The following is a 25,475-nucleotide window of genomic DNA, read 5'->3' on the forward strand; positions in this document are numbered from 1 at the left end:
AATGAAGCAAATCTCTATAAAAGTTCTTCTTGTTGATGACGATGAAGATGATTACACGTTAACTCGTGATTGGTTTCAGGAATTCCAGATTTGCCACTGCAAGTTGGAATGGGTTAGCAATTATGAGTCCGGAAAGGAGGCGATAGCAGCACATCAACATGATATCTATCTTGTTGATTACCGTTTGGGAGCGCAAAATGGGTTGGAACTGTTGCGCGAAGTTATATCTTTAGGCTGTTCTTCCCCAATTATTTTACTCACAGGTAAGGGAGACAGGGAAATAGACATTGAGGCAATGAAAGCAGGTGCAGCAGATTATTTAGAAAAAGGTCAATTGACAGCGCCTCTTCTTGAACGTGCCATCCGCTATGCTGTTGAACGCAAAAGAGCGGAATTAAAAATCCGCGAACAAGCAGCTTTATTGGATGTTGCCACAGACGCAATTTTTGTCTGTGATTTAGAAAACAAAATTTTATTTTGGAATAAAGCAGCCGAGAATCTTTATGGTTGGAAAGCGGCTGAGGCGATTGGTCACAAAACTTTAGAACTTTGGGAAGAAAAAGATAACGCACAATTACAAGTCGCTATTGATACTTTAATGAAAAATGGTTCTTGGGAAGGAGAGCTATATCAAAAAACAAAATTAAGCAAACAAATTATTGTTGAAAGTCGCTGGACGCTAGTACAAGAGTTTGATAAAAAACAACAAACTATCCTGGTTGTTAATACTGATATTACAGAAAAAAAAGAACTGGAAGCACAATTTTTCCGCACCCAGCGGTTGGAGAGTATTGGGACTTTAGCAAGCGGTATTGCTCATGACTTGAACAATGTTCTTGCGCCTATTTTGATGACAGCACAACTTTTGGAATCACAACTGCATGATGAACGCAGTAAGCGACTATTACCTATTTTGATATCCAATGCCAAACGGGGAGCTAATTTAGTCAAGCAAGTACTTTCTTTTGCTCGCGGTATAGAGGGCGATCGCACTCTTCTACAACTAAATCACTTGATCAGAGAAATCCAGCAAGTTGTGAAGGAAACATTTCCCAAATCTGTTGAGTTTTCTTGCCAAGTCCCACAAAATCTCTGGGCTGTTTCTGGAGACCCAACCCAGCTGCATCAAGTCTTAATGAATTTGTGCGTAAATGCTCGCGATGCCATGCCCCATGGGGGTTGCCTAGTTATTTCTGCTGAAAATCTTTTCGTTGATGAGAATTACGCTAGGATGCACATAGATGCTCGTGTGGGTTCTTTTGTTGTCATCTCTGTTACAGATACTGGAATTGGTATTCCAACCGAGATTCTAGACCGCATTTTTGAACCATTTTTTACCACAAAAGAAATTGGCAAAGGCACGGGTCTTGGTCTTTCTACGGTACTTGGTATCGTCAAAAGTCACAACGGCTTTATCAGTGTGTACAGCGAAGAGGGCAAAGGCAGCGAGTTTAGAGTGTATTTACCAGCACAAGAGGCAGTAGAACCTCTTGAAGACCGAGAGATGGATTTACCAAGTGGTAGTGGAGAATTGATTTTGGTTGTAGATGACGAAGATTCAATTCGAGATGTGACCAAAACATCCTTGGAAAGCCATAATTATAAAGCGATCGTTGCTAGTGATGGCATTGAAGCAATTGCCCTTTATGCCGAATATCGAGATAAAATCTCTCTTGTTTTGACAGATATGGTCATGCCATCCATGGATGGGTTAACTACCATTCGCACGCTCCAAAAGATTAATCCAGAAGTAAAAATCATTGCCGTTAGCGGACTTGCTTCCACTGAAAAGATTAATGCTGTCACAGAAGTAGGGGTGAAAGCTTTTTTACCCAAACCTTATACAGCAAAGCAACTTCTGTTAACTATTAAAGAGCTAATGGCTAATGGCTAATTGCTAATTGCTAAGAACTACTATTAGTAGGTAGAGTTATGCCGCACAAAAGCTTTTAGGTGGCGAATGGCCACTCTACTATTTAGCTGCTATTAACTTTCTCAATCCAAAATCCAAAATCTAAAATCCAAAATTATATAATTATGACTAACCAACGTTCTGAAATTTTAGCAGTTAACGACGCTTTTTATCGAGCGTTTGAAAAAAAGGATATCGAAGCAATGGGCGCAGTGTGGTCGCAAGGAACTGGTAGTCTTTGCATTCACCCTGGATGGAATGTGTTAAATGGTTGGAAAGATATTCAAGCTTCCTGGGCGAATATCTTTAAAAATACGGCTTATGTTGAGATCGACACCGATATCATTACAACAGAAGTTCGCGAGAATGTTGCTTATGTTGTCTTGGTAGAAAATGTTCTCCAAATTGCTAATGGAAGAAAACTCAAAGCGCAATCCATAGCAACAAATGTGTTTGAGCTTCTCGGGGGTAAATGGTACTTGGTTCACCATCACGCAAGCCCAGTTATGCGATAAGGGGATTGGGGGACACGGGAGACAAGGTAGATACGGCGAAATTTGCTTCCTTGTTTACCTTGTCTTTCCCCCTCCCATGCCGTTCTTAATCTCCAATTAATTCCACACCATCTCGTCCATCAATTTCTTGTAAGAAAACTTTCACAATTTCATCTTTTGCCGTGGGCAATTGTTTGCCAACAAAATCTGGATGAATTGGTACTTCACGATGACCTCTATCCACTAGCACTGCTAAACGGATTGACTCAGGTCTACCATATTCGTTCACGGCATTCAAAGCAGCGCGAATTGTCCGTCCTTTATAAATAACATCATCTACAAGGACAACTGTTTTACCCGTAAGGTCAAAAGGAATATAAGTTTTTACAGGCGTCCGCAACCCTATGCGATCCAAATCGTCACGATAAAATGTAATGTCCAATGCTCCTACTTCTGGTGATACACCTTCAAGCACCTCAATTTGATGTGCCAACATATGAGCTAATGGCACACCTCTAGTGTAAATACCTATTAAAGCCAGTCGAGATATGATTGGCGTTTTTTCTACAATTTGAGAGGCTAGGCGATTGGCAGTACGACGGAGTTCCTGTGGTGAGAGAATTTCAACGACTTTAGCTTGAGTAGATAAAACCATAGATTGATACCCTGAATATAGAGCAAGGGGTTAGGAATAAGGTGCTGTGAATGAAGGGGCTATGAACAACTCCTCACTCTTTACTACTCACTCCTAACTTTCTAGTTATTCCCTATATCCATAATTACCTGTTTTTATTTGGGGTGGGTACTACTCTCGTTACAATTGTGGCATCAACTTTTGGACTGAAGTTGTAGTTGTAACTGCTGCGACACCAGTTATACCCAACCAAAGTAAAAAACAAAAGCGGGTGAGTTGTAAGGCTTGATAGATGGAACTTGCGGTGATGCGATTCTTTGCGTCTCCAAGCAAAGGTTTGTGCTTCGCAACCCCACGATACCAATTAGTACCCCCCACCTGCACCCCCAAAATAGCAGCGTAAGCGCATTCACTCCAACCAGAGTTGGGACTGGAATCGCTTGCGCCATCTCGTCGGCAAATTTGCCAAACGTACAAGGGTTTACCTGAAAGAACTGCAAGAGTTAATATTGTTAAACGACACGGAATCCAAGTTAAGCAATCTTCTACACGAGCACTAAACCATCCTAAATATGTATATGGGGCTTCTCGATAACCTACCATTGAATCAAGAGTGCTACTCGCTTTATATGCCAAAGCTAGGGGAGTTGGACCTACAATCGGCACAAATAAACCAACAATTGCGTAGAAAAGAGGAGCCATCACTCCATCGGTGGCGTTTTCTGTCACCGTTTCTAGAATAGCTCGCAATATTTCTGATTCTGTCAATTTATCAGTATCTCGACCAACGTATTTACTTAAAAGAACGCGTGCTTCGGATAAGTTTCCTGCTGTTAAAGCTTGTAAAACTGTTTGAGCTGCATCTCTCAGACTTCGACCTGCAAAACAGCTGGCTAGCAATACACATTCTAATGTTATTCCTAAAAGTGGATGCAGCAATTTGGTCACTAGAATAAGGAAGTACCCAACAACGCCACTACCAATTATTAAAATGATGCCGATCGCAATTCCTGCTACGCGTTGTGTCAGATAATCATGACAATGGGTTAAAGCCAATTTCGTAAAGCGAGAAATAAACCATCCCATAACTTGGACTGGGTGAACCCAACCCCAAGGATCGCCAATTAAGTAATCTATAGTAGCAGCGATGATGAGAATAATAGTAGAGGTCATTTATTGTTGGTTAGTAGTTAGTAGTTAGCAGTTAGTGGTGATTTGCCGCTAACCACTAACCACTAACCACTAACCACTAACATCTCTATTAAACAATAAAACTAGCTTCTTCGCCAAGAGAAGCTTGCCAACTACGAGCATCATAATAAAGATCTGCCAGAGTAATACTGTATATCGCTTCTTTCAGTTTTTGGTGCAATCTCTTCCACAGGGTGTGGGTTACCCAATCTTCTGCTTGTGTTGGAGAAGCTTGGTGATGGGGTAAAGGTTCAATCGTTTCACCAACCGCTTCTAAAATTTCTCCCAAAGAAATTTGTAAGGGCGATCGCGCAAGTTGGTAACCTCCGATGCTGCCGCGAATAGATTTTACCAGTCCAGCACGACGCATTTCTATTAGTAGTTTCTCCAGGTAAGGTGCTGGGATATCTTGGCGTGCGGCTATTGCTTTAGTAGATACAGGTCCATATTCTGGCTGTAAGCTCAAATCAAGCAATGCTTTTACACTATAGTGTCCTCTAGTGGTTAGTTTCATTTTGGTCATTAGACATTGGTCATTAGTAATTGGTCACTGGTCACTGGTCAGGTGGTCACTGGTCACTGGTCAAAAGTTCAGTTTTGCTTATCATTCTGTATGCCAATTATTGTAATTCCTGCAAGTAGGCAACCCTTTTAGCTTAGTTTAGGAAACTTAAACAAACATAGGGTGACAGTCTTCACGAACTTAAAAAGTATAGCCATCACCATAATGTATCTTCTTTAGACTATATTGTATTGGGAATATTGCGAGCGATCGCAATATTTTGCTCTTAAGATGTAATATACTTAGCTAAGCTAAGAGGAAAATAAAAGGTTTCTGCTCGCATTACCTCAACCTCAGCTAAAATAAAATCGATTAATCCTATTTGACCATTCGTTTGTGAATTAAGTTGATGGCTAAACAGAAAAAAATTGAACCCCTAGTCGGAGAAGATCTGCTCAGAAAAGTCAAAGAGCTAGAGCACCTCAGCAAAGAAGAAAAAGCTAAACAATGCGGCTACTACACCGTAACCAAAAACGGGATCGAGCGCGTCAACATGATGAAATTCTTAAACGCCCTAATTGATGCCGAGGGCATTCAGTTAGACAGTGCTCCTAGTGCAAACGGGCGAGGTGGACGAAGTGCCAGCTATAGAATTAGCGTGCAGTCGAACGGTAACTTATTGATAGGTTCAGCCTACACAAAACAAATGAATCTCAAGCCAGGAGATGAGTTTGTCATTACTTTAGGCAAAAAACACATTCGGTTGAGGCAAATAGACTCTGAAGAAAGAGAAAGTGCTGAGGCTGTAGAAGCTTTAGTCTAAAGAGTCATTGGTCATTAGTCAGTGACCAGTGACCAGTGACCAATGACCAGTGACCAATGACCTTTTGACAAATGACTAATGACTAATACTAACACCTGTTTTGAGAGTCATTGGTAAGTAATGACGAAGAGACCTGCGCGTGACTGCAACGTTGCAGGTTAAAGCGATTTGCTCGCGTTCTAATAAACCTAAAATTCGTTCTTGGTTATCTCGGGTGACTACAGGTAACTGATGCAAACCTCGACCTGCCATTCGATCTAAAGCTTCAGCGAGAGGTTCATCAAGCCATGCATAAAGAAGCTCGGTGGTAGAAATATCCATGAGCGTTTGATTAGCTATGTCAGCCCGAATTTCACTTGACGAATTTGGGTATTTTTCCCAAACAGAAATAGCACGGTTGATATCTTCTAAAGAGACGATACCAACAAGTTGCCCTGCGTCATTAACAACTAAGGCACTGCGGCATAAGTCTCCTGTCATTTCCAAAGCGGCTTCAATTACCGTCATGGTTGATGATAGCTTTTTGGGGCAAGAGAGCATAGCATCTTCTACTAAAATTTGCCGTAAAATTTCTGCTTGTTCGTCTTTCAATTCAGAAAGACCAATTTGTTGTAAGTTGGAGTTTGAGTTGGAATTTGGCTTCATTCTCTCTACCAACCAAACACTTAGACCTACTGCCGCCATTAAAGGTAAGACAATGCGGTAGTCTCTCGTTAATTCAAACAGCATTAAAATTGCCGTGAGCGGTGCTCTTACACTTGCAGCCAAAACAGCAGCCATTCCCACCATTGCATAAGCAGGAGGACCGGCCATAAATTGACTAACTGCAGGTACGATCCACGCTAAAATTTTGGCATAAGCTGCTCCAAAGGAAGCACCTAAAAACATAGCAGGAGCAAACACACCACCGACAAAACCACTACCAGCACTAACAGCTGTCATCAGAAGTTTTCCCACAAGCAGCACAACGAGCAGTTGTAAAGAAAATTCTGCATCTTGCAGCATCGCTTCTACAGTGCCATACCCAATCCCTAAAATTTGCGGGAGATATATGGCAACTGCGCCAACAATGACCCCACCGATAACAGGGTGAAATGGTTCGGGTATGCGTTTCATCCATTGGAAATAGGGAACTTTTCCGTGGAAGCAAGCTTTTGCCAGACGGATAGACTGGGTGTAGGCAAGAGAAACTACACTGGCTCCCAAACCTAAGCCGAGATATAAAGGTAATTCCCAAGGGCTGCGGACTTGGTAAGCGGGTAAGGTAAAAGCTGGCTGTGCGCCCAAACCAATTTGAGCTACGAGTGCTGCAACAACAGCGGCTAGTAACACCACACTAACAGCAGAAGTGGCAAAGGCAGTCGTACCTAAGACCACTTCCAAAGCAAAGAAAACTCCCGCAATTGGAGCGTTAAATCCAGCAGCCAAGCCCGCAGCAGCACCAGCACCCAAAAGCAAGCGCTGTCTTTCTTGTGAGACTTGCTGCACAACAGACAGTAGCAAACCAAAATTAGCCCCAATTTCTACACTGGGTCCTTCTGGTCCTAATGAAGCACCACTCCCTAAAGATACAGATGCAGCCAGCATTTTGGTGACCGGTCGTAGTTTTCGCTGGATTTCCCCAGGGTAGGAAGCAGCAATGAGAGAAGAGAGTCCTGGTCCAAAGTCAGAGGTACGCCAGCGCATGAAACCGACAATTATTCCACCCAGGATAGGGACACAAGCTAAAGTCCAAGCACCCCAAGCCCCAATCGCACCCATGAAATTTTCCAGCATGAGGTGGTGAATGATTTCAATGAGGTAGTGAAATGTGACCACCCCCATTCCACTGCCACCCCCTATAAGCACGGCTAAAAACAGAACAACACTTTCTGGAGATGGTTGAAAACGGTTAAGCAAATCGGTTAACCGGGCAGAAAGGAAGTGAAAAGCAGGTTGTTCCACAACCTTCCTTAATTGAGTAGAATGCAAAAGGCTCATTGGGTGGAGGAGTAAATCTAATAAAAAATTTAAATTTTTATGTCTTCCATCTCATTGTGAGCGATTATTTATCAACCAGACAAGTAAAAATTAGCGGATTAGAAACTAGGGACTAAGGATTAGGGACGAACGATTAGTCATTGGGATTGATTTTCTATTTCCCAATGCCCAATGCCCAATGCCCAATCCCCCTCATCTACGAAAGTTCATCATGCCTCCTTATTCAATTTACGAAGCTTTGGTTAAAAGATTGCAAGCACTCAAAATTTTTGCGGAGACAATGCTTAAATGAGAAAGAATCGAAGGTTAGCAAAAGGATGAAGTATGAAGGATAAAGGATGAAGTAACCGCCTTTGAGGGGCGGGGCTTGAACCATACGGTAAACACTGAAGTGCTTGAACAGAGATTGCGCCCACAAGGGTAAGGTTTGAGGTCATTTCTTCACTTTAGCCTTCATCCTTTACACTTCACACTTCTTGCGAGTTATAAACTACACACTTCAAACAGAGGCGTGGTCGCTTCCCTGGCACTAGAATTGTAGGGGAAACCGAAACACGAACAATTCAGTGACTGATGGCTGATGTCAGAACATTGGGTGCTCTACGTAAGTGTCACCGGAATTTCTATATAGCTGTTGTTTTGTTATTAAAGCGAGTAAGAGACTAGGCGGACGAGGTAGATGAATACACACATCTTTGATAATCATTATTTGACTTGCCCCATTTGTCAGAAAAACGCTGCACGAAAACCGATGAAGGCGTGCGTTGGATTGTTTTCTTGTCCGTACTGTCAGGAACGGCTAGTCGTTTGTCAAAGCGGTCATTACGTCCGCGATCCTTTTTCCTACAAACAGCAGGTAGCAGTCTCATCTTCCCTACGCCGTCAAAGCCGACCCCTAGCTAGGATTTTACGGGATTTTGTGATTCTCAAGCATCCTTTAGTGGCGCTAGTTGTAGGAAGTGCTATTTTGCTGGGTGCAATCGGTATAACCCAGCAACAAACTACAATCTACGACACTCCAGAACTTCCAAAGACAGAGAAGCAATTTTAAATTTGTTAGTGGTTAGTGGTTAGTGGTTAGTGGTTAGTGGTTAATACAACTAACAACCAACAACTAACAACTAACAACCAACAACTCTCAATTTTTTGTAATCAATACCCAATCGGATGTTTGGTCAATTAGCTTCACAGAATCTAAATGCAAGATTTTACGTGCAGCTTCATCTAGCAAGAAGTAGGGTTGCTTGTCGTTGCGCCAGTAACTATCGAGTTGAGCAACAGATGCAGGAACAATAGTGCGATCGCTATAAAAATCTAATGATGGGCGATGATAAAGGAAAGAGGTGTAAATCTTTTTTGTATCGGGATCTGCTCTTTGTATCATTTCAGCAACTGGTTTGACAGGATAGGCTTCTCCTAATTCCCAAACCCAATACTTTGAGAACATTAATAGCAGCAACGACACATAAGTACCCCAAAATAGAACTTTTAGAAATTGCCCGTCACCTCGTTCGGCTAAAACAGCAGCTAAAGCCATTGTTAACGCAACTGCGGCAAAAAGCAGTTGTAACTCCGATCGAGACGCACTCCCTATACTGTAGTATATACTGCCAGCGATCGCGACTAATGCTAACAGAGCTAAAGAAACTATCCAAGACCGGGGATAAGGTGAGAGCAATTGGGAGTCTTCGGTTTCTGCTATTTTTGCCCCAAAAGCTAGAGCTAAGCTGGGGTAGATGGGAAATATGTACCAAGGAAGTTTAGTACTCATTAAAGATATAGAAATTAAGTAAACACTACTCCATACCAATACAAGTTTTGCCCAGCTAAGGTTGCGATTTTCCCAGGTTAAACGCAAACTTGAAGGTAAAAAAATTAGCCAAGGCCAACTGTACTTGAAAATTTCCAGAAGGTAGTACCAAGGTGGTCCGGAATGACCTTCAACAGATTGCCAAAGACGACTGAAGGACTGATCTACCATACCGACTTTGGTAAATATCTCACCGTAATGTAGCCATTGAGCACCGTACCAAAATGCCACAGGTACACTGCCAATGAAAATTCCCAACCACATATACCAACTGGCTAACAGTCGTGGTGTGTCCCAAAACAGAAATAGGATTGCTATTATACCTAACAACAGACCAAGTATGCTTTTTGTTAAGCAAATTAACCCAAAACCAATGCCAACACCAAGACAGTAACGTAAGTTGCGACGCGATCGCAACAAGCACAACATCATGAGCATAAAAAAACAGACAACAGCCCCATCCAACATTGCCAAGCGTCCGTGACGCACTACAGGTAGCATGGTGAGGTAAATTAAAGCGCTGTATACTGCTGCACGACGTTTGCGAAATATTTCTCGACCAATGTAATAAAGCAAAGGCACTGAAACAGCCGTTAGCGTAGCTCCAGGTAAGCGGGAAGCCCACTCATTAACTCCCCAAATAGAGTAAGCCCCAGCAATCAGCAAATGCATGAGCGGTGGTTTGTTGTGATAAGGTTCTCCGCCAAGTGTTGGATAAAGCCAAGGCATTGAACCAGCAGGAGCACGCATGATTTCACGTGCTACTTGTGCGACAGTACCTTCATCCCAATCCCGCAGTGGTAATTCTCCAAGATTTATGGTAAAGAGTAATACAGCTGCCAAAAGCAGCACGATCACCCATACCCAATCGATCCACTGTTCCGCCGACCGATACTGTTTTTCCAGACGACCCCAAAGAAAGCTTACGAATTGCATAATCTAGGATAATGACTGTGCTTGCTGGTTGTTGAATGAAACTCCTGACGCAATGTAGACTTGAATGTTGCATTTCATCAAAGCTCCTAGATTTTAAATTAACTTATATTTCCTCGTAAAGTATTTTTTTATAGCTTTTTTTGGTTTATCTATTTTTCTTAATAAGAAAGTGAACTGGGTTCCAATTCCGACTAAGATCGTATATTAATTCCTGAGTGGAGAAGAAATTTATGAATCTACCTGCTATGTTTGACGTAGTCATCGGCTTAATATTTATTTATTTAATTTTAAGCTTACTTGCCTCAGAAATTCAAGAATTGATTGCAACTTTATTGCAGTGGCGGGCTGCACACTTAAAAAAGTCCGTTGAAATTTTTTTAGCAGGCAATGTCTCGAGCCAAGATCAACAGCATGAATTAAAGTCAGTTATTGAATTAGCCAATAAACTTTATGACAATCCCTTAATTAAAAATATTAATCAAGAAGCCAAAGGATGGTTTGAGTCTTTACCTCGAAAATTTACTTGGGCAATTGCTTCATTTATTCGGTCTTTAATATCATCAAAACAGCGAGGTCAACAAACTATCTTTGGTAAAGGCAAACATACCGGACCCTCCTATATTCCGGCAGATATTTATGCAACGACTGTGTTAGAAGTACTGGAAATTCCCAAATTAGTTCGTTGGTTAACCGAAGCGAGGCTGGAAAGATTCAAAACAGCACGAATCAAGGAAATTAGGGATATTTTAAATCAATTGCAACAGCAGACTGTTCAAGATGAGAAATTACGAAGATTTTTTAATCAACTTGCACTGAACCTTCAAGATTTAGAAATAGATTACAATGAAATAATTAAGAGTTATAAAGATAATAAAATTAACTTGACTGCTAGTGTTGAGCGCATGGAAATCAGTTTAAAGAGATACATAGAAGATCTTCCACCAGAACTTTCGAGCCAGGAGCCATACAGCAAAGTTTTCAAAAAATTAGAATATTACCAACAAGATATGTTTGGTAATCCCAACCAAGCAATGTTAATTGGAGGATTGCAGCCCAATATTGATGAAGTTGTTGGATTAATTAATAAAAACAGTGCAATTTATCAAGAAATTAAGGCGATTTTCAAGACTAAAGATGGAGCAGCATATCAGGAAATTCAGAATTTGATTGAGAATTTACCTGAATCAGTTGTGGATAATATTTCAGTTTTAGCAAAACGTGCGGGAACGAAAATACAAAATACACGCGAAGGAATTGATAGATTGCGACAAGAAATTGAGTTGGCTTTTGATAGCTCTATGGAAAGAGCCTCTGGGGTTTACAAACGCAATGCTAAAGGTGTAGGTATTTTAATTGGCTTGGTACTTGCTGTTGCAGCCAATGCGGATGCATTTCACATGGTGAATAGATTATCAAAAGATTCAGTGCTGAGAAATATAATTGTTCAAAATGCTGAAAAATTATCAAATCCTAACGTTAATAATTTTTCAACAGTAGGAGACATAAAAAAATTGACAAATGATGCTGACAATATTCTCACAGCAGTTTCTCTACCCATTGGTTGGACTCCTGCTAACTTATCACAACAGTTTCGCTTAACATCACCAGAAGAACCTGTCATTACACCTACTAGAATTTTAAGAATGATTCCTGGTTGGATTGCAAGTGGTTTTGCGATCGCAATGGGAGCGCCCTTTTGGTTTGATGTACTCAGTAAATTTATGAATGTACGAAACGCAGGGAAACGTCCTCAATCTACAAAAACTGTAAGTGAGACTGAAGGTAATGGCTGATTGTTACTGAAAAGTTAGATCCCCGACTTCTTTGAGAAGTTGGGGATCTGAACACAGCGAATTTTCACAAATGAAATAGGATTGCTATTTCAAAAAATAAAAATAACTTGTAATTCCCAATCTTTATCTTCACGAACAATCTCAACTTGTCGAATAAACTCACGGAAGTAAAACCTTCGTTCCGCTTCAGACAAATCTAACCAAAACTGAGGAATAGAAACTGCTTGAGCAACAGAACGTAAATTCACTGGTGGTAGAGTTGCCAACTTCGCTTGAAGTTCTGATATTTCTACACGGAGTTTATATGCTCTTAACTGAGATGTTTCTGCATCCAAAACTCCAGCCTCCACCAAATCAGGTAACTGTTTGAGTATTTCTTGTTGGCGCAAAATAGATTGATTTAAATTATCTTTTACTGTCTCTAGCTGAGGAGAATCCATTCCAGCTACCGCAAGGGGTAAGTCTTTGCAAACAGTTTTAATAGTCTGTTCTAATACTTCTTGATATGGTATGGCGCGACACTTGGGATGTTTGGGACAGCTAATTGGGCGTAGATAGAGGTATTCTTTGTCTTGGTTGCGTATGGTAACACGGGTAATTGTCATGTGTGACTGACATTCGCCACAAATCGCTAAACCTGCTAAAGAACGTGGTGCGCTAGCTGTTCTTCGGGGTAGACGGCTGTTGCGCCGCAATAGTCTATCCACTTGGGCGGCTTCTTCTCTACTAATGATGGAAGCATGAGTATCGGACAGGACTTCTCCATTGTGATATGCTGTATCGCCACGGTAGACGGGATTTGTCAACCAACGGCGTCCTGTGGTAACAGAAATTTTCTTGCCATATTTTTTTGCCAGGTAACGAACTGCGCCTCGCAGGGAACCGTAAAGTAAGAAGTTATCAAAGAAATCTTTAACAACTGGGGAAGTACTGCGGTCTACAGTGTATTTTCCTTTACCTCTGCGGTAGCCATAGGGTGCTTTACCAGGTGGGGGTGCGGCTTCTAAACGGTTGCGGGCGTGTCCTTGACGTATGCGGCGACTCTTTTGCTGATGCTGTATTTCGTAGAGGAGTTTGAGCAAGTCAGCCCGGATGTTGGGGCTTTTGTGTGAGGAGTTATAATTTTGTTCAATTGCAATGAGTGTAATTCCCATTGTTTCTAGTTCTGTCAGGTGGGAAGTCACTTCTTCTATGGTGTCTCCTAATTCTTCTAAGCGGCGAATGAGGAGGTGAGTGGGGGTTTCGGTTTTGCAGTCGTTAAGTAATTTTTGTAGTTCAGTCCTTTTTCCTAAGTCTTGATATGTTCGTTCTATCTCCCATCCCCAGGTTGTGGGATCGGGGTTTTGTTCTAGTATGGGATCGCTGTAGGTGTAGGCGAAGGTTTTCATCTGTAAACCGCGAAGGCGCGAAGTCTTTTTCATTGCTGGCTGAGTTCAACAATGTTACCATCTGGGTCTTTGGTAAAGACAGCTGGGCGTCCGGAAGCACTGGGTTGAATGAGATAGTTGTTATCTATAAGTTGCTGTTTGGCTATATTTAAGTCAGCGACTGAGAAAGCGATGTGGGCGTTGCGTCCCCATTTTTCGTTTTGCGATTCGGGTGTGGATGGGGCGGCGATGAGGTGAATTTGGTAATTTCCTATCTGATACCATACTCCTGGGAATTTTAAGGAACGTTCTACTTTGGGTAATCCTAGCACTGTTCCGTAGAAATGCTCGGCTTTTTCTAAGTCGGTGACGAGAATGGCTGTATGGAGATATTGGGTTATTTGCATTTGAAGTATAGTTGTATGGTTGAATATCTATATATTAAAACTTACGCAAAGTCGCAAAGAAAGACGCAATTCCTGAAATTGCTGCGGGAGCATCCCAATTTGGAAAAAACATTGGGCGATTAAAATCGCGTCTATACAAACGCTCGTCCACCTACGTGGACTTTCTATTAAGTCCGCGTTCGCGTAGCGTGCGCTTTGCGCTTGGGCGGACAAGCGTTTGTGTAGCCCCAGAATTCTATTCTGAGGGCAATGCGCCAAATTGGGATGCTCCCATTGCTGCTCGCGACAATTCCCACTTTCGTAAAGCACACCGAAGAAAAAATTAACCGCAGATGAACGCTGATGGACGCTGATAAGTTTGTACTCAGCAGACTGGGAACTGCTATAATTGGATTTGAGATAACAGGACAGGGAGTGTGAGCAAAATTTGGGCTATCAGAGTGAAAAGATAATATTTACTATGGAAGTCTCTCTAATACCTGCCGTGCCGAAGAAGCCCAATATTCATCGTTATATTCAACATAAATTTCTAAGGCTTTTTGTAAATTAGCTCTTGCTTGTGCGTAATTTTCTTGTGCTTCTGCCAGTGTTCCCAAACAGTAATATGTACTAGCTTGGGAATAGAGATCGCCATATTCGAGTTTAATTTCCAAAGCTTGTTGATAATATTGCCGCGCCTGTTCGTACTCTTGCAACTCTTGGGTTAAATATCCCAATTGATGGTATGTACGAGCACTTGAGTAGCGATCGCCAAATTCAATGTAGATTTCCAAAGCTTGTTGATAATATTGTCGCGCCTGTTCGTACTCTCGCAACTCTTGGGCTAAATATCCCAATTGGTGATAGGTGTCAGCAGACTTGTAGCGATCGCCAAATTCGAGTTTGATTGCCAAAGCTTGTTGATAATATTGCTGCGCCTGTTCATATTCTCGCAATGCTTGAGTTACTATTCCCAACTGGTGGTAGGTGCTTGCACTTGAGTAGCGCTCGCTAAATTCGATGTAAATTGCCAAAGCCTGTTGATAATATTGTCGCGCCTGTTCATACTCTCGCAATTCTTGGGCTAAATATCCTAATTGGTGATAGGTGGCAGCAGACTTGTAGCGATCGCCAAATTCAATGTAAATTGCCAAAGCCTGTTGATAATATTGCCACGCCTGTTCATACTCTCGCAATTGTTGGGCTACTGTTCCTAATTGGTGGTATGTGCCAGCGCTTGAGTAGCGATCGCCAAATTCACTGTAGATTGCCAAAGCTTGTTGATAATATTGTCGCGCCTGTTCGTACTCCCGCAATTCTTGTGCTAAATATCCTAATTGGTGGTATGTAGGAGCACTTGAGTAGCGATCGCCAAATTCGATGTAAATTTCCAAGGCTTGTTGATAATATTGCTGCGCCTGTTCATATTCTCGCAATGCTTGAGTTACTATTCCCAACTGGTGGTAGGTGCTTGCACTTGAGTAGCGATCGCCGATTTGTAGATCGAGTGCTAAACATTGATGATAAAGGTTTTTTGCCTGTTGAAATTGTCTTAAATTCAAATAAGTATTGCCCAAGGCAAACAAAGCAGCAACTTCACCTAGACGATTACCCATTTCTTGTGAAATTCTGAAAGACTCTTCATAGTATGCAATAGCCTTATCAAAATTCCTTTGTTGATAATATGCTTTGCCTAATGTATTGAGAGCTTCTGCTTGGAATGATAAATTCTCACTATTTTTAGCAATTGTTACAGCTTCTTCTAAATATTCTCTTGCTTTTTCTGGATTTCGTTGACTTAGATATGCGACTCCTAGTTGATGTAATATGTTACTGTAGCTATGTAAATTTTTTCCTTTTACTCGATCGCCTGTAGGTTTGTATTCCATTAACAGACGATGTAGTAAGTCTACACGCTCTTGTTTTTCTGGTTTCTCTAACGTGTCTATTGATTGGTTGGAGTTAAGAGTTTGAGCAAGCGCGTCTTCTCTAGTAAGTTGAGTTGTTTTAAAACGAAAAACTCCCGATCTCCAAGCCCAAAAATCAGGGGCAAATTTTGCTAGGCGGGTTAGAGCATAATCAGGTAATATAAATAATATAGGGTGAGGAAGCGTTTTTTTATAAGCATCGCGAACAAAGTTTAGGTCTTGTAAAACTGGAGGATAATCTCCAAAAACACCAATGGAATTTTCTAACTGCCGTACAATCAAAACTAATTTTTTGCTTGTGTCTCTTTGAATTGTTGATAATATTTTAACTATCTCATCTTTTAAAAAACGTAAATGAGGATCGGGAAAATCAAGGGTGACAAATTGGATTTCCTGACATTCAGGATGATTTTCAAGTACTGTAATTAAAATTTCTCTATCTTTAGGAAAATTTATTTCAATAAAACCAATTGTAAATTTTTCAGCAAAATCTATAAATGTGATTAACTCTGCAAAAGTTTGTTGATTGACTGCTAGAAATTGTTCTTTTTCTATCTTAGGATTGCTGGGAAAGAGCGGATTTGAGGGCGGCTTGAAAGAATTCATTTTGTTTCACCACTGGATTTGGGTAATTCCATCGCTTATCCCCGTTGTACTCTAAAACCGAGGTATTAAAAAGCATTAACTGACCAATATCATCCTTACTAACATTTTTAGTTAAGCAAACTTGAGCTAAAAATGGATAGTGTTCTTCAGGAATAAAGCGTTCAAAGCTAAATTGCTGTTGTTTTACAGCGTAAATTACATCCTCAGTATTAATTTTGGAATGTTTGCGAGTGCTAGCTGTTTGGCAAGCCGTCCGCATCATCTGCATTAACTGACGTACATGACCTCCACTAGCTTTTGCTAGATCGAGTAACTCTTGTCGCGATTCAAAAACTGCATCAATATCTACACGACGTTCAATCAGGCTAGCGACTGCTTCTAATCCTTCTCGATTGTAATTTAGATGGCAGATATCACGTTCAAATTCATATATGTTCACCATTGGTACGATGTGGGGATTACCATCAAATTGGGTACACGGGTTTTTAGGCGAACAAAGAACAGAAATTGGTACTGTATAAATGATAGTGCAATTTAATTCTTGTAACTGAGCCGCGTATTCAAAGAATAAATGGTCTGCCACTGCAAGGGGAACCCGATCTAGATTATCAAAAATAATCAATAAACCTTTACATTTAGGATATTTATTTCTGAGTTTAACGTATGCATCCCCTAGCAAAAGGTTAATATCTGCCTTCAAACGGGATAAATCTTTCTCTAAAGTTTGGCGAATCGTTGTTTTTTGCTTGTCAGAGCCTTTAATTTGTGCTAGTAACTTGACTAGCAACTTAGCGATAAACGGAGCTTGAGGTCCGAGGGTAGCTTCTCCTTCTATACTGACGGATTTTTCAACGGTTTCTTCAGTTTCTTTGGTAACTTCTTTAAACCAAGATTCAAAGTTTTTCAGGAGTTTAGAATCAAAATGTAAACCTAGTTGACGTAGCTCAAACTCTACTTGCTTGATAATTATTAAATATAAGTCTGTATAACGAGCATCATTAATATCTGTTTCTTCGTTGACTTCTAAATAAATAACTTTATAATCTTCTTCCCATTGCTTTTGAATTTTCTTCAGTTCTGTACTCTTGCCACAACCTCGATGCCCGGTAAATAGAATGGTAGTGAATTGTGCAGGTTCTTGAAAGTCTAAAATAGTACTTACATTTTCAATAGCAGATGTTTTACGAACTGATGATAAGTCAACATAATAACGCTCTATTTCTTCTTCTTCTAGAGGTTCAACATTACAAAATTGAAAAGCTGTCTTTAGTGTCGTAGCACGGAGATAATTATATACAGTCATTGAGTTGCAAGATTTATGTTAGGTTTATTAGTAGAAAGTCAATCAATGATAAATTTTAGCATTCCCAGGACTCACTACCCGTGAGGGCTAACGAAAACTCAAGGTCTTTACAGCAGTTATTAAGTAAATAACCACAGTATTTTCTTGTGGTACGGGCGTCCCCGCCCGTACTGGATAAGAGGGCGGGCGAGGACGCCCACCCCACCCCACCCCATATGGTCTATTAATATGAAAACTGCTATAAACCCTCGTAGGTGGGTTTTGCCTGTATAGACGCGATTACAAACATCGCTACATTTCAAACATCCTCTCCAATCCCAAGGTGCAAAAGTACATGGCTCCTATGTACATATTTGCTATATAGGTGAATATTAAACTCTGAATAAAGTAAATCTGTCATTAGATGTATTTTAAAATCTTTCATTATGAGTATTATAGATTTGGGGCTACAATCTAATATAACAGCAGTAAAACTGTGAAATTATGTTCATTCTTTGTGAAAGATTGCAGATATGGTGAATTAGAGCTATAAATACAACCCTAATTCACTTTATAATTAGTGGATTAAGTTACAACAGCAATCTTAGAAAAATCATTAGTGGTGCCAAATTAGGAGTGGGGCAAGCAATTGTTTGCCCGAATAGGAGGGGCGAATGGCTTTATACCCAAACGCCCGTACAGGAGTTTTTTTTAAAATCACCCCTTAGTCTCTCTGTACGACTATGAAACACCAGGCACCCAATAAAAATTTTAAAAAGTATAAAGATATACATCGCAAGTTTGAACGCTTGGACTTGGATAGTCATTTCCGGATTCTGTATGCATCCAAACAAGTGCAACGGTTTGCTGCTAACCCTCAAGAGGTTATGCCAGGAAAAGATATTCGTTTGGGTTTTCCTGAATTTATTGGTCTTGAAGATATTTTGATTCCTATCTTAAAAGGAGAACAGGAACTTTTTGAATTAAAATCTCTGGCTAGAACATTTGGCAGAGAATGCCGTCTATCTTTTGATATCTATATTCTGTGTAAGGGTGGTGAAAGTTATAATGAAAATCAACTAACAATACTTTTTGAAGATACAACAGAGATAATGCTCGTTAAACAACAAACAAATAATATAAAAATTTTATATAATACTTTGTTTGCATATAAAAATTATATAGAAAAAGCGATCACTGCAATGGCAGAAGTCTTGTTAGTGACAACGAAAGCGGGAAAAATTAAGAAAATTAACCGTGCTGCATTAGAGTTATTTGGTTATAGCGAAGAAGAATTAATAAATCAGCCGATATCTTTATTATTTGATGATAATACATTATTTCAGAAAGCTATTCAGCAGAGAGCCTTATTTAAAAAATACTTTCAAAATATAGAAATTATTTGTCGAAATAAAGAGAAAGAAAAGCTGATGATAGCGTTTTCTTGCTCGGTAATTCAGTCGAAAACAGACGGTTTGACAGATATAGTTTATATGGGGAGAGATATTACTGCTCAAAAGAGCCGACAGCAACGAATTGGTACGCAATACACCATAACTCGGATACTATCAGAATCACAAAGTATCAAACAGGCAATTCCCAAAATTTTACACGCTATATGTGAGTGTTTGGGATGGGATTTGGGGGAGCTTTGGACAGCAAATGAGTACATAGGACTATCGTCACAGCAAGATTGCGTTCATTCAGTACTCAGATGTGTGGAAATTTGGTCGAGTCGAACGGTTACAATCCGAGAGTTTAAAGCAGTGACTTGGCAAACGACTTACACCCCCAGTATTGGTTTTCCCGGTCAAATATGGTCAACTCAATCGCCTCTTTGGATCGAGAATATCGCGCAGCATGAAAATTTTGGTCGGGTGTGCGATACGGCTTTAGCGGTTAAGCCTTCAGCTTATCGCAACGCATCTTTGCATGAAAATGAACAGTCTGGTGATGTGCGATCGCAAGCTGCTATGGAATCCGGATTGCGATCGGCATTTGGCTTTCCCATTTTGGATAATGGGGAAATTTTGGGGATTATGACTTTCTTTAGTCAAGATATACAGCCAAAAGATGCCGAATTATTGCAAATGATGGTTTCTGTTAGTCATCAAATTTCTCAGTTTATTAAATCCAAACTATCAGAGGAAGCACTTGTAGAAAGTGAAGAACGCTATCGGGATTTATTTGAGAATGCAGATGAATTGATTCAATGCGTCACTCCTTACGGTCAATTTGAGTATGTTAACCGTGCATGGCATAAAACTTTAGGATACTCACAGTTTGAAGTCAAACAGCTTTATCTGTTTGATATCATTCATCCCGATTTTCGAGAACAATACCGACATATCCTTTATCAGGTGATGTCAGGAAAAAACCTCAGCCAAGTAACAATTGCATTTGTCTCTAAAGATGGTCAAAAAATTTTTGTGGAAGGAAATATTAACTGCAAATTTGTCAAGGGAAAACCAGTTTTGACGCGTGGTATTTTTCGGAATGTGACTCAGCGTGTTGCAGTGGAAGAAGTACAGCGCCACCAGCAAGAACAAACCGAGCGTTTGTTGCTCAATATTTTGCCAGAAGCCATTTTCAACCGTTTAAAACAAGAACCCGGTACGATCGCAGAACACTTTACTGATGTGAGTGTTCTGTTTGCTGATATTGTTGGCTTTACTGAAATCGCCTCTCAAATTAGTGCCATTCAGCTTGTCAAGATATTAAACCAAATTTTTTCAATGTTCGATCGCCTGACCGAAGAATATAGTTTAGAGAAAATTAAGACCATTGGTGATGCTTACATGGTAGTTGGCGGTTTACCCGTGCGCCACCCAAATCACGCCCAAGCCATTGCTTGTATGGCTCTAGATATGCAAACTGCGATTGACGAGTTTAACTCTGAGAACAACCAAAACTTTAGTATACGAGTCGGAATCCATAGCGGACCTGTAGTAGCGGGAGTCATTGGTATCAAAAAAGTCAGCTACGATCTTTGGGGAGATACGGTAAATATCGCCCATCGGATGGAATCCCAAGGTTTGGCTGGTAAAATTCAAGTCACAGAAACTACATACCAAAAGTTGCACGATGAATTTGTATTTCAAAAACGGGGTGAAATTGAAATCAAAGGCAAAGGCAAAATGACAACTTATTTGATGATTGGGCGGAAATGAGATTAGAGGGAGTGGGGAGTGGTGAGTGGTGAGTGGGGGAAGAATATGTACTTACTTACTCCCTACTCCCTACTCCCTACTCCCTACTCCCCTCCCCCAGTATTGGGAATCAACCTTCCTACAGGATAAGTCACAGATTCTTGAACACCTGTCTGAACCATAGCGGCTGGAATTTGCTCTGAAGAACGAGTTTTAGCGGCTAAATATTCTGTTCGCAATTGCGCTAGCATATTTTCTCGCTTGTCATACAGCCGCTTTAAAGTACGGGGCTGACACTGGTTCATGACATAAGCTGTGACTAATGGTAAGGCAATAGTACTGTCAGTATAACAAACAATTGTGCTGGGTAATTCATCGGGATCGATCTTACCCCAGCTGACTGCTTCTGAGGGTGTTGCTCCAGATAAACCTCCAGTGTCTGGACGAGCATCTGTAAACTGTATAAAGAAATCGTGTCCCCGTTCTTCTAGTCCTAGAACTTCATGCAGTTGCGGTTGGGTTTGTAATAGAAAGTTTTTGGGGCTTCCACCACCAATAATGAAAGCTGCGCTTTTCCCTTCAGAACCTCGTGCATAATACGCGATCGCGGCTGTCTCATTCACATCAATTGACGGATCTAGTATCAGTTGAGAACCTTCTAACGATAAGGCTGCAACGTTCATTCCTATAGAGCTATCACCAGGGGATGAAGTATAAATTGGTACGCCATACTCATAAGCTGTGGCCAGCAAACTGGAATGCTTAACTCCAACTTGTTTTTCTACTTCTCGAACATACTTGCCAAGTAGATAGTGAAACTGTGCTGTTCCCATCCGTTTTTGAAAAGCTGGTGCTTGCAAAATCTTACGAATGAAAGCATCTGTTTCTAGTAAGACATCGTAGCTAAATATAATGTCATAAATACGGATGGTTCCTTCCTGTCGTAACTTTACATCATTTAAAAATGGATTACCAGCGAAAAGTTCAAAACCTAAGCCGTAGTGCATATCGTGGTAAAGGTTAGCACCAGTACTAATCATCCAATCAATAAATCCATGGCGGATGAGAGGTGCAAGCACCGAAACTCCGTATCCTGCTGGTGTCATAGCACCAGAAAGGCTAACTCCCACCGTTACACCTTCTTTCAGTACATCCCGGCTCAGTAAATGGCATATTTCCCGCAATCGTGCCGAGTTGTATGCTGTAAAGTAGTTATCAATCAAATCTACGACTCCAATGTCAGTTGGCATTGGTGCAGGTGCAATTTTTTTACCTAGATGTTTTGACATTTTTGATAGTCCCCTGTAAGTCCATTTAAAATGAGCAGACCGGATACAATCTTATACGTCTTTAAATTTTTTCTCACCTGTAGGTAAGGCTGTGCCGCACGTTTGATTTGGTTGGTTTTAGCCCTACCTACGTGTATTTAAAATTCAAATACTATTGTTACAAATTTATATTTAATACTTATGTTATTTTAAGACAACAGCAGACAGTTTCTGTTGCGACCTTGTTCCTTAGCTGCATACAGTGCCTCATCTGCACGTTCAATGAGAATAACCAATTGCACAGATACCTTTTACTAACGGCGGTAAGAGGATCGCCATCGGCAGGAGTTTCCGCGCCATGAGACTACCTGCACCATTTCCACTCACCAATATTGTGAGTGCATACCACAGCCATAATGATGCGATCGCCATGATAAAGCTAACAATGGTGGCAGTTTTTAATGTGGGTATTTCCAAGCCTATACTCTTCAACTGTAAAATGTTGAATATCCAGTTCAGCAGAACTAGCCCTCCTATGAAACAGGAGGCAATACTGGCTTGTTTGACAAAAAACGGGAGAAAAAAGCTTCCAGGTAGAAACTGGAAGTTTTTTGAGTTTCCAGGAATACCCATAATTCTCATATCTTTATATTGCTTATTAATTGACTAATTTACTTTTGGTATGAATGCTGCCTTGCTTAGTAACGTTCTTGTGTTCTATGCGACTTCACGTAAACATTGAAAAACTTTGAGCTTTCACCTGTATTAGTTACATTGTCACATTAAAACATCAATTTGACATCGTATAAATACTTAGTTTGTCTTAAAAAAGACTTAAGAAAAGCTATATCAAACAGTGATAATTATTTATATTTTGACTTTTCAAAGGTTATACATAAATGGACACAGTAGTATTACTGATCTTGTTTGCCAAAACTTCAAAAAAGTATTTTATTCTTAATGACTTTCTAGAAACAAGGCAGTCGGAATGAAAAAGACTCAAAATAAAAATTTATAAACATGTGTAACAACTTATAGACAAACGACCTATTGTGTAGGGATTTTAGAATTATGTATAGAACTCACATAAATTGTTAAGCGGTGAAATAGTACGGCATACAATATTTGTGGGTGTCGGAATGAACAATGCGAATCCTCTCTATCTCTGACCAAGTTATTCATCACATACCGTTTATTACCCACTCACCTAACGGCTTAGGTGTGGTTAATAAAGTGTTGCCTGTTTTATTAGCTCATGTTGACTCACTACCGGATGGGTTGGAGGCGATTGTTGCGACAAGCGACTTGCAAGGTATCGATCAAAAAAACCAACGCCTTCTAGGTCATCTTGTCAATGAAGAATTAGATACGTTGGCTGATTTGGGCAAAATTCCGCCGCTAAGAGAAACAGGTGTAATTTTAGCGGGGGATTTTTACGCAAAGGTAGATAAGCGTGGTGGTGTAGGTGATGTCCGTGACGTGTGGCAAGCATTTCGTCAACGTTTTCGTTGGACTGCTGGGGTAGGGGGAAATCATGACAGTTTTGGTAGAACACAACAGGAAATTAGAGCTTTTCAAGACGGCAGAGGTATAAATTATTTAGATGGTCATATCACCTGTCTTGATGGACTGCGTATCGCTGGAATTTCAGGTATTATTGGCAAAGCAACCAAACCTTTCCGTCGATCGGAAAAAGATTTTAGAAAACTGCTCACACAACTCCTCAATGAGTCACCAGATATTTTTGTACTACATGAAGGTCCTAACGACGTAAACGCTAAGTTAGTGGGCAATGAATCTATACGTGCTGAACTTGTTAGGGGAAATAATTTCTTAGTGATTTGCGGTCATTCCCATTGGACAGTGCCTATGACTGCTCTGTCTAAAGGAATTCAAGTGCTGAATGTGGATACTCGGGTTGTTGTTATGGTAGCAAAGTGAGCGATAGGTAGCGCTCGAATGCAAATGATAACCAAGTAATGGTAATGAAAATTCTTTGGAAGACTTTGTATAAAACTTACAATTCAGGGAAAATTCCACATAATCTTTACATCTATCTCTTCGGAATACCGCTAAAGTTCTTCTATTAGGTTAATTTGAACGCTAATTCTTGAAGTTAGCAGTCGTATCTTAACCTTTCATAAATGCTCTACCAAAGAATGCACGAAATTAAGTAATCGGACAGAAATAATTACACATTAGGTTCTAGGTTAGACATGGGTTTCTGGTCGAGTTTTGTGTAATTAATTTTGTCTTAATACTTATAAGCAGTAATCCATAGTCAACGCATCATTGTCTATTCGCAACAGGTATATTTATATGAAAACCAAGACAGGGCTATATAAGTCTGGGAGTTTTAGTGGCAAGTATATCTATTACTTGCTTGGCTTATTCAGCTTTATTATTGTGCTGAATTTTCCAAGCATAGTTATAATGCTAGGTGAGTTATTAATGCAGGAGAGTATGAGACTAGTTGCATTAGTAAATCAAATAACATTAACGCAGATAGTGTCATATTCTTCTAAATTAGTTTTTCCTTTTTTCGTACTGTTGATTATAATCTATGCTCTCTTCAAAGATGTTAGATTATCTTTCTTCTTAACTTTTTTGCTACTTCCCCTTGGCTTTATTGTTAAATTATGTATTGGATAAAAAATTAAATAGGACATGGTGACTTGGACATCTTTTATCTCACAAGTTATGGGTGTCGCTTCCTAGAGCGCCGATAAAATAGTCAAGATGGGGGCAAAAAACCCGGTTTCTGTCTGCTGTAACGCTTGAGATCTCGTAGGCGTACAGACGCTTTCATTCAGTGCGTCTCTACAAAGAAACTGGGTTTTCGAGATTACTGTACCAATGCTCTAGAAGTTGAAATAGTGCGTACCTGTTACATCTCTAGAGAAAACACTCTGCTACTTCCTTTATAGTCAACTCTACTAACTTAAGTAGCCATTATGTACTTTTATACACCAGAATGAAAGAAAAAACCTTATTAAAGAGAAATTACTAAACTACTGCTATGCACTCCATTTCTACTCGTGCATCTAGAATCAATTTACTAGCTTCAAAGGCGGTTCTTGCAGGAAGGCGGTCTTTAGAAAAGTAGGTAACATAAACTTCATTCACTGCGTTCCATTCTTTTATATCTGCAAGTATCACCGTCACTTTAACGACTTGGTTGAGAGATGACCCATATCTTTCCAGAATACGTTTAATATTTTCCATAGTCTGCTTTGTTTCAGATGTGACGCCTCCAGAAGCAAGTTCTTTCGTACCTGGGATGTTACCAATGACCCCAGACAGATAAAGCATATGACCAACACGCACGGCTTCAGGAAAAGGAAGATTGAGAGATTCTGTCTCTGTGGAAGCCAAATATTCGATAGCATCAGAAAGATCTGTCATTGTCGTTGA

19 protein-coding genes are annotated in these 25,475 nt (G+C 40.3%); 7 read left to right on the plus strand and 12 right to left on the minus strand.

Translation table 11 applies throughout. The annotated features are described in order from the left end of the window. The first annotated feature begins 1 nt into the window (after position 1). Positions 2-1,894 (plus strand): hybrid sensor histidine kinase/response regulator, encoded by a 1,893-nt coding sequence (locus tag WA1_RS10050; RefSeq protein WP_017743873.1) that lies wholly within the window; start codon positions 2-4, stop codon positions 1,892-1,894. 143 nt (positions 1,895-2,037) lie between these two features. After that, positions 2,038-2,427, plus strand: a complete 390-nt coding sequence (locus WA1_RS10055) for a nuclear transport factor 2 family protein (protein WP_017743874.1) — start codon at positions 2,038-2,040, stop codon at positions 2,425-2,427. 85 nt (positions 2,428-2,512) lie between these two features. On the opposite strand, the gene pyrR is transcribed toward WA1_RS10055, so the two are convergent. The 3 genes from pyrR to WA1_RS10070 all read right to left on the minus strand — a co-directional run bounded on the left by pyrR (position 2,513) and on the right by WA1_RS10070 (position 4,745). Then, the gene (gene pyrR, locus WA1_RS10060; RefSeq protein ID WP_017743875.1) at positions 2,513-3,061 is read right to left on the minus strand and encodes a bifunctional pyr operon transcriptional regulator/uracil phosphoribosyltransferase PyrR; all 549 of its coding nucleotides are present in this window, start codon (positions 3,059-3,061) and stop codon (positions 2,513-2,515) included. A 159-nt stretch (positions 3,062-3,220) separates the two neighbouring features. Beyond that, a complete protein-coding gene (gene cbiB, locus WA1_RS10065) occupies positions 3,221-4,213 on the minus strand; it encodes an adenosylcobinamide-phosphate synthase CbiB (RefSeq protein ID WP_017743876.1) in 993 nt (330 codons plus the stop codon). 88 nt (positions 4,214-4,301) lie between these two features. Beyond that, entirely contained in the window at positions 4,302-4,745 is a 444-nt protein-coding gene (locus WA1_RS10070; protein WP_026134701.1) for an Rrf2 family transcriptional regulator, read from the minus strand. Between the two features lie 397 nt (positions 4,746-5,142). On the opposite strand from WA1_RS10070, the gene WA1_RS10075 reads away from it, so the two are divergent. Beyond that, positions 5,143-5,556, plus strand: a complete 414-nt coding sequence (locus WA1_RS10075) for an AbrB family transcriptional regulator (protein WP_017743878.1) — start codon at positions 5,143-5,145, stop codon at positions 5,554-5,556. 75 nt (positions 5,557-5,631) lie between these two features. On the opposite strand, the gene WA1_RS10080 is transcribed toward WA1_RS10075, so the two are convergent. After that, positions 5,632-7,536: a chloride channel protein gene (locus WA1_RS10080; RefSeq protein ID WP_026134702.1), complete on the minus strand. Its 1,905-nt coding sequence runs from the start codon at positions 7,534-7,536 to the stop codon at positions 5,632-5,634. Between the two features lie 679 nt (positions 7,537-8,215). Here WA1_RS10080 and WA1_RS10085 point away from each other — a divergent pair. Further along, positions 8,216-8,587 (plus strand): hypothetical protein, encoded by a 372-nt coding sequence (locus tag WA1_RS10085; RefSeq protein WP_017743880.1) that lies wholly within the window; start codon positions 8,216-8,218, stop codon positions 8,585-8,587. Between the two features lie 87 nt (positions 8,588-8,674). On the opposite strand, the gene WA1_RS10090 is transcribed toward WA1_RS10085, so the two are convergent. Further along, positions 8,675-10,282, minus strand: coding sequence for an ArnT family glycosyltransferase (locus tag WA1_RS10090; protein WP_017743881.1), 1,608 nt, complete (start codon positions 10,280-10,282; stop codon positions 8,675-8,677). A 230-nt stretch (positions 10,283-10,512) separates the two neighbouring features. Between WA1_RS10090 and WA1_RS10095 the strand changes: the two genes are divergently transcribed. Further along, positions 10,513-12,075 (plus strand): hypothetical protein, encoded by a 1,563-nt coding sequence (locus WA1_RS10095; protein ID WP_017743882.1) that lies wholly within the window; start codon positions 10,513-10,515, stop codon positions 12,073-12,075. Positions 12,076-12,164: 89 nt separating this feature from the next. On the opposite strand, the gene WA1_RS10100 is transcribed toward WA1_RS10095, so the two are convergent. The 4 genes from WA1_RS10100 to WA1_RS10115 all read right to left on the minus strand — a co-directional run bounded on the left by WA1_RS10100 (position 12,165) and on the right by WA1_RS10115 (position 17,665). Beyond that, positions 12,165-13,463, minus strand: a complete 1,299-nt coding sequence (locus WA1_RS10100; RefSeq protein ID WP_026134703.1) for a recombinase family protein — start codon at positions 13,461-13,463, stop codon at positions 12,165-12,167. A 29-nt stretch (positions 13,464-13,492) separates the two neighbouring features. Then, positions 13,493-13,849, minus strand: coding sequence for a VOC family protein (locus WA1_RS10105; RefSeq protein WP_017743884.1), 357 nt, complete (start codon positions 13,847-13,849; stop codon positions 13,493-13,495). 458 nt (positions 13,850-14,307) lie between these two features. Further along, positions 14,308-16,362: a tetratricopeptide repeat protein gene (locus WA1_RS10110; RefSeq protein WP_017743885.1), complete on the minus strand. Its 2,055-nt coding sequence runs from the start codon at positions 16,360-16,362 to the stop codon at positions 14,308-14,310. Further along, a complete protein-coding gene (locus WA1_RS10115; RefSeq protein WP_017743886.1) occupies positions 16,313-17,665 on the minus strand; it encodes a P-loop NTPase fold protein in 1,353 nt (450 codons plus the stop codon). Before WA1_RS10115 ends, WA1_RS10110 begins: the two co-directional genes overlap by 50 nt. Before the next feature lie 722 nt (positions 17,666-18,387). Here WA1_RS10115 and WA1_RS10120 point away from each other — a divergent pair. Beyond that, complete coding sequence (locus tag WA1_RS10120; RefSeq protein ID WP_017743887.1) at positions 18,388-20,814, plus strand: adenylate/guanylate cyclase domain-containing protein; 2,427 nt, start codon at positions 18,388-18,390, stop codon at positions 20,812-20,814. Between the two features lie 83 nt (positions 20,815-20,897). On the opposite strand, the gene WA1_RS10125 is transcribed toward WA1_RS10120, so the two are convergent. Together WA1_RS10125 and WA1_RS10130 are read right to left on the minus strand one after the other, a co-directional pair. Beyond that, positions 20,898-22,082, minus strand: coding sequence for a homospermidine biosynthesis protein (locus WA1_RS10125; RefSeq protein WP_017743888.1), 1,185 nt, complete (start codon positions 22,080-22,082; stop codon positions 20,898-20,900). 258 nt (positions 22,083-22,340) lie between these two features. Beyond that, positions 22,341-22,703, minus strand: coding sequence for a hypothetical protein (locus WA1_RS10130; RefSeq protein WP_017743889.1), 363 nt, complete (start codon positions 22,701-22,703; stop codon positions 22,341-22,343). 504 nt (positions 22,704-23,207) lie between these two features. On the opposite strand from WA1_RS10130, the gene WA1_RS10135 reads away from it, so the two are divergent. Then, the gene (locus WA1_RS10135) at positions 23,208-24,002 is read left to right on the plus strand and encodes a metallophosphoesterase family protein (RefSeq protein WP_017743890.1); all 795 of its coding nucleotides are present in this window, start codon (positions 23,208-23,210) and stop codon (positions 24,000-24,002) included. Between the two features lie 1,065 nt (positions 24,003-25,067). Here WA1_RS10135 and WA1_RS10145 read toward each other — a convergent pair. Then, positions 25,068-25,466 (minus strand): RidA family protein, encoded by a 399-nt coding sequence (locus tag WA1_RS10145; RefSeq protein ID WP_017743892.1) that lies wholly within the window; start codon positions 25,464-25,466, stop codon positions 25,068-25,070. Positions 25,467-25,475: the final 9 nt, after the last annotated feature.

The sequence above is a fragment of the Scytonema hofmannii PCC 7110 genome, assembly GCF_000346485.2.
GTDB lineage: Bacteria > Cyanobacteriota > Cyanobacteriia > Cyanobacteriales > Nostocaceae > Scytonema > Scytonema hofmannii.

Bases quoted from the DNA above. Each gene is read 5' to 3' on its own strand.
- WA1_RS10075 (WP_017743878.1), top strand. From the start codon at position 5,143: ATGGCTAAACAGAAAAAAATTGAACCCCTAGTCGGAGAAGATCTGCTC.
- WA1_RS10145 (WP_017743892.1), bottom strand. From the start codon at position 25,466: ATGACAGATCTTTCTGATGCTATCGAATATTTGGCTTCCACAGAGACA.
- pyrR (WP_017743875.1), bottom strand. From the start codon at position 3,061: ATGGTTTTATCTACTCAAGCTAAAGTCGTTGAAATTCTCTCACCACAG.
- WA1_RS10080 (WP_026134702.1), bottom strand. From the start codon at position 7,536: ATGAGCCTTTTGCATTCTACTCAATTAAGGAAGGTTGTGGAACAACCT.
- WA1_RS10050 (WP_017743873.1), top strand. From the start codon at position 2: ATGAAGCAAATCTCTATAAAAGTTCTTCTTGTTGATGACGATGAAGAT.
- WA1_RS10110 (WP_017743885.1), bottom strand. From the start codon at position 16,362: ATGAATTCTTTCAAGCCGCCCTCAAATCCGCTCTTTCCCAGCAATCCT.
- WA1_RS10070 (WP_026134701.1), bottom strand. From the start codon at position 4,745: ATGAAACTAACCACTAGAGGACACTATAGTGTAAAAGCATTGCTTGAT.
- WA1_RS10115 (WP_017743886.1), bottom strand. From the start codon at position 17,665: ATGACTGTATATAATTATCTCCGTGCTACGACACTAAAGACAGCTTTT.
- WA1_RS10055 (WP_017743874.1), top strand. From the start codon at position 2,038: ATGACTAACCAACGTTCTGAAATTTTAGCAGTTAACGACGCTTTTTAT.
- WA1_RS10135 (WP_017743890.1), top strand. From the start codon at position 23,208: ATGCGAATCCTCTCTATCTCTGACCAAGTTATTCATCACATACCGTTT.
- WA1_RS10120 (WP_017743887.1), top strand. From the start codon at position 18,388: ATGAAACACCAGGCACCCAATAAAAATTTTAAAAAGTATAAAGATATA.
- WA1_RS10125 (WP_017743888.1), bottom strand. From the start codon at position 22,082: ATGTCAAAACATCTAGGTAAAAAAATTGCACCTGCACCAATGCCAACT.
- WA1_RS10130 (WP_017743889.1), bottom strand. From the start codon at position 22,703: ATGAGAATTATGGGTATTCCTGGAAACTCAAAAAACTTCCAGTTTCTA.
- WA1_RS10100 (WP_026134703.1), bottom strand. From the start codon at position 13,463: ATGAAAACCTTCGCCTACACCTACAGCGATCCCATACTAGAACAAAAC.
- cbiB (WP_017743876.1), bottom strand. From the start codon at position 4,213: ATGACCTCTACTATTATTCTCATCATCGCTGCTACTATAGATTACTTA.
- WA1_RS10105 (WP_017743884.1), bottom strand. From the start codon at position 13,849: ATGCAAATAACCCAATATCTCCATACAGCCATTCTCGTCACCGACTTA.
- WA1_RS10090 (WP_017743881.1), bottom strand. From the start codon at position 10,282: ATGCAATTCGTAAGCTTTCTTTGGGGTCGTCTGGAAAAACAGTATCGG.
- WA1_RS10095 (WP_017743882.1), top strand. From the start codon at position 10,513: ATGAATCTACCTGCTATGTTTGACGTAGTCATCGGCTTAATATTTATT.
- WA1_RS10085 (WP_017743880.1), top strand. From the start codon at position 8,216: ATGAATACACACATCTTTGATAATCATTATTTGACTTGCCCCATTTGT.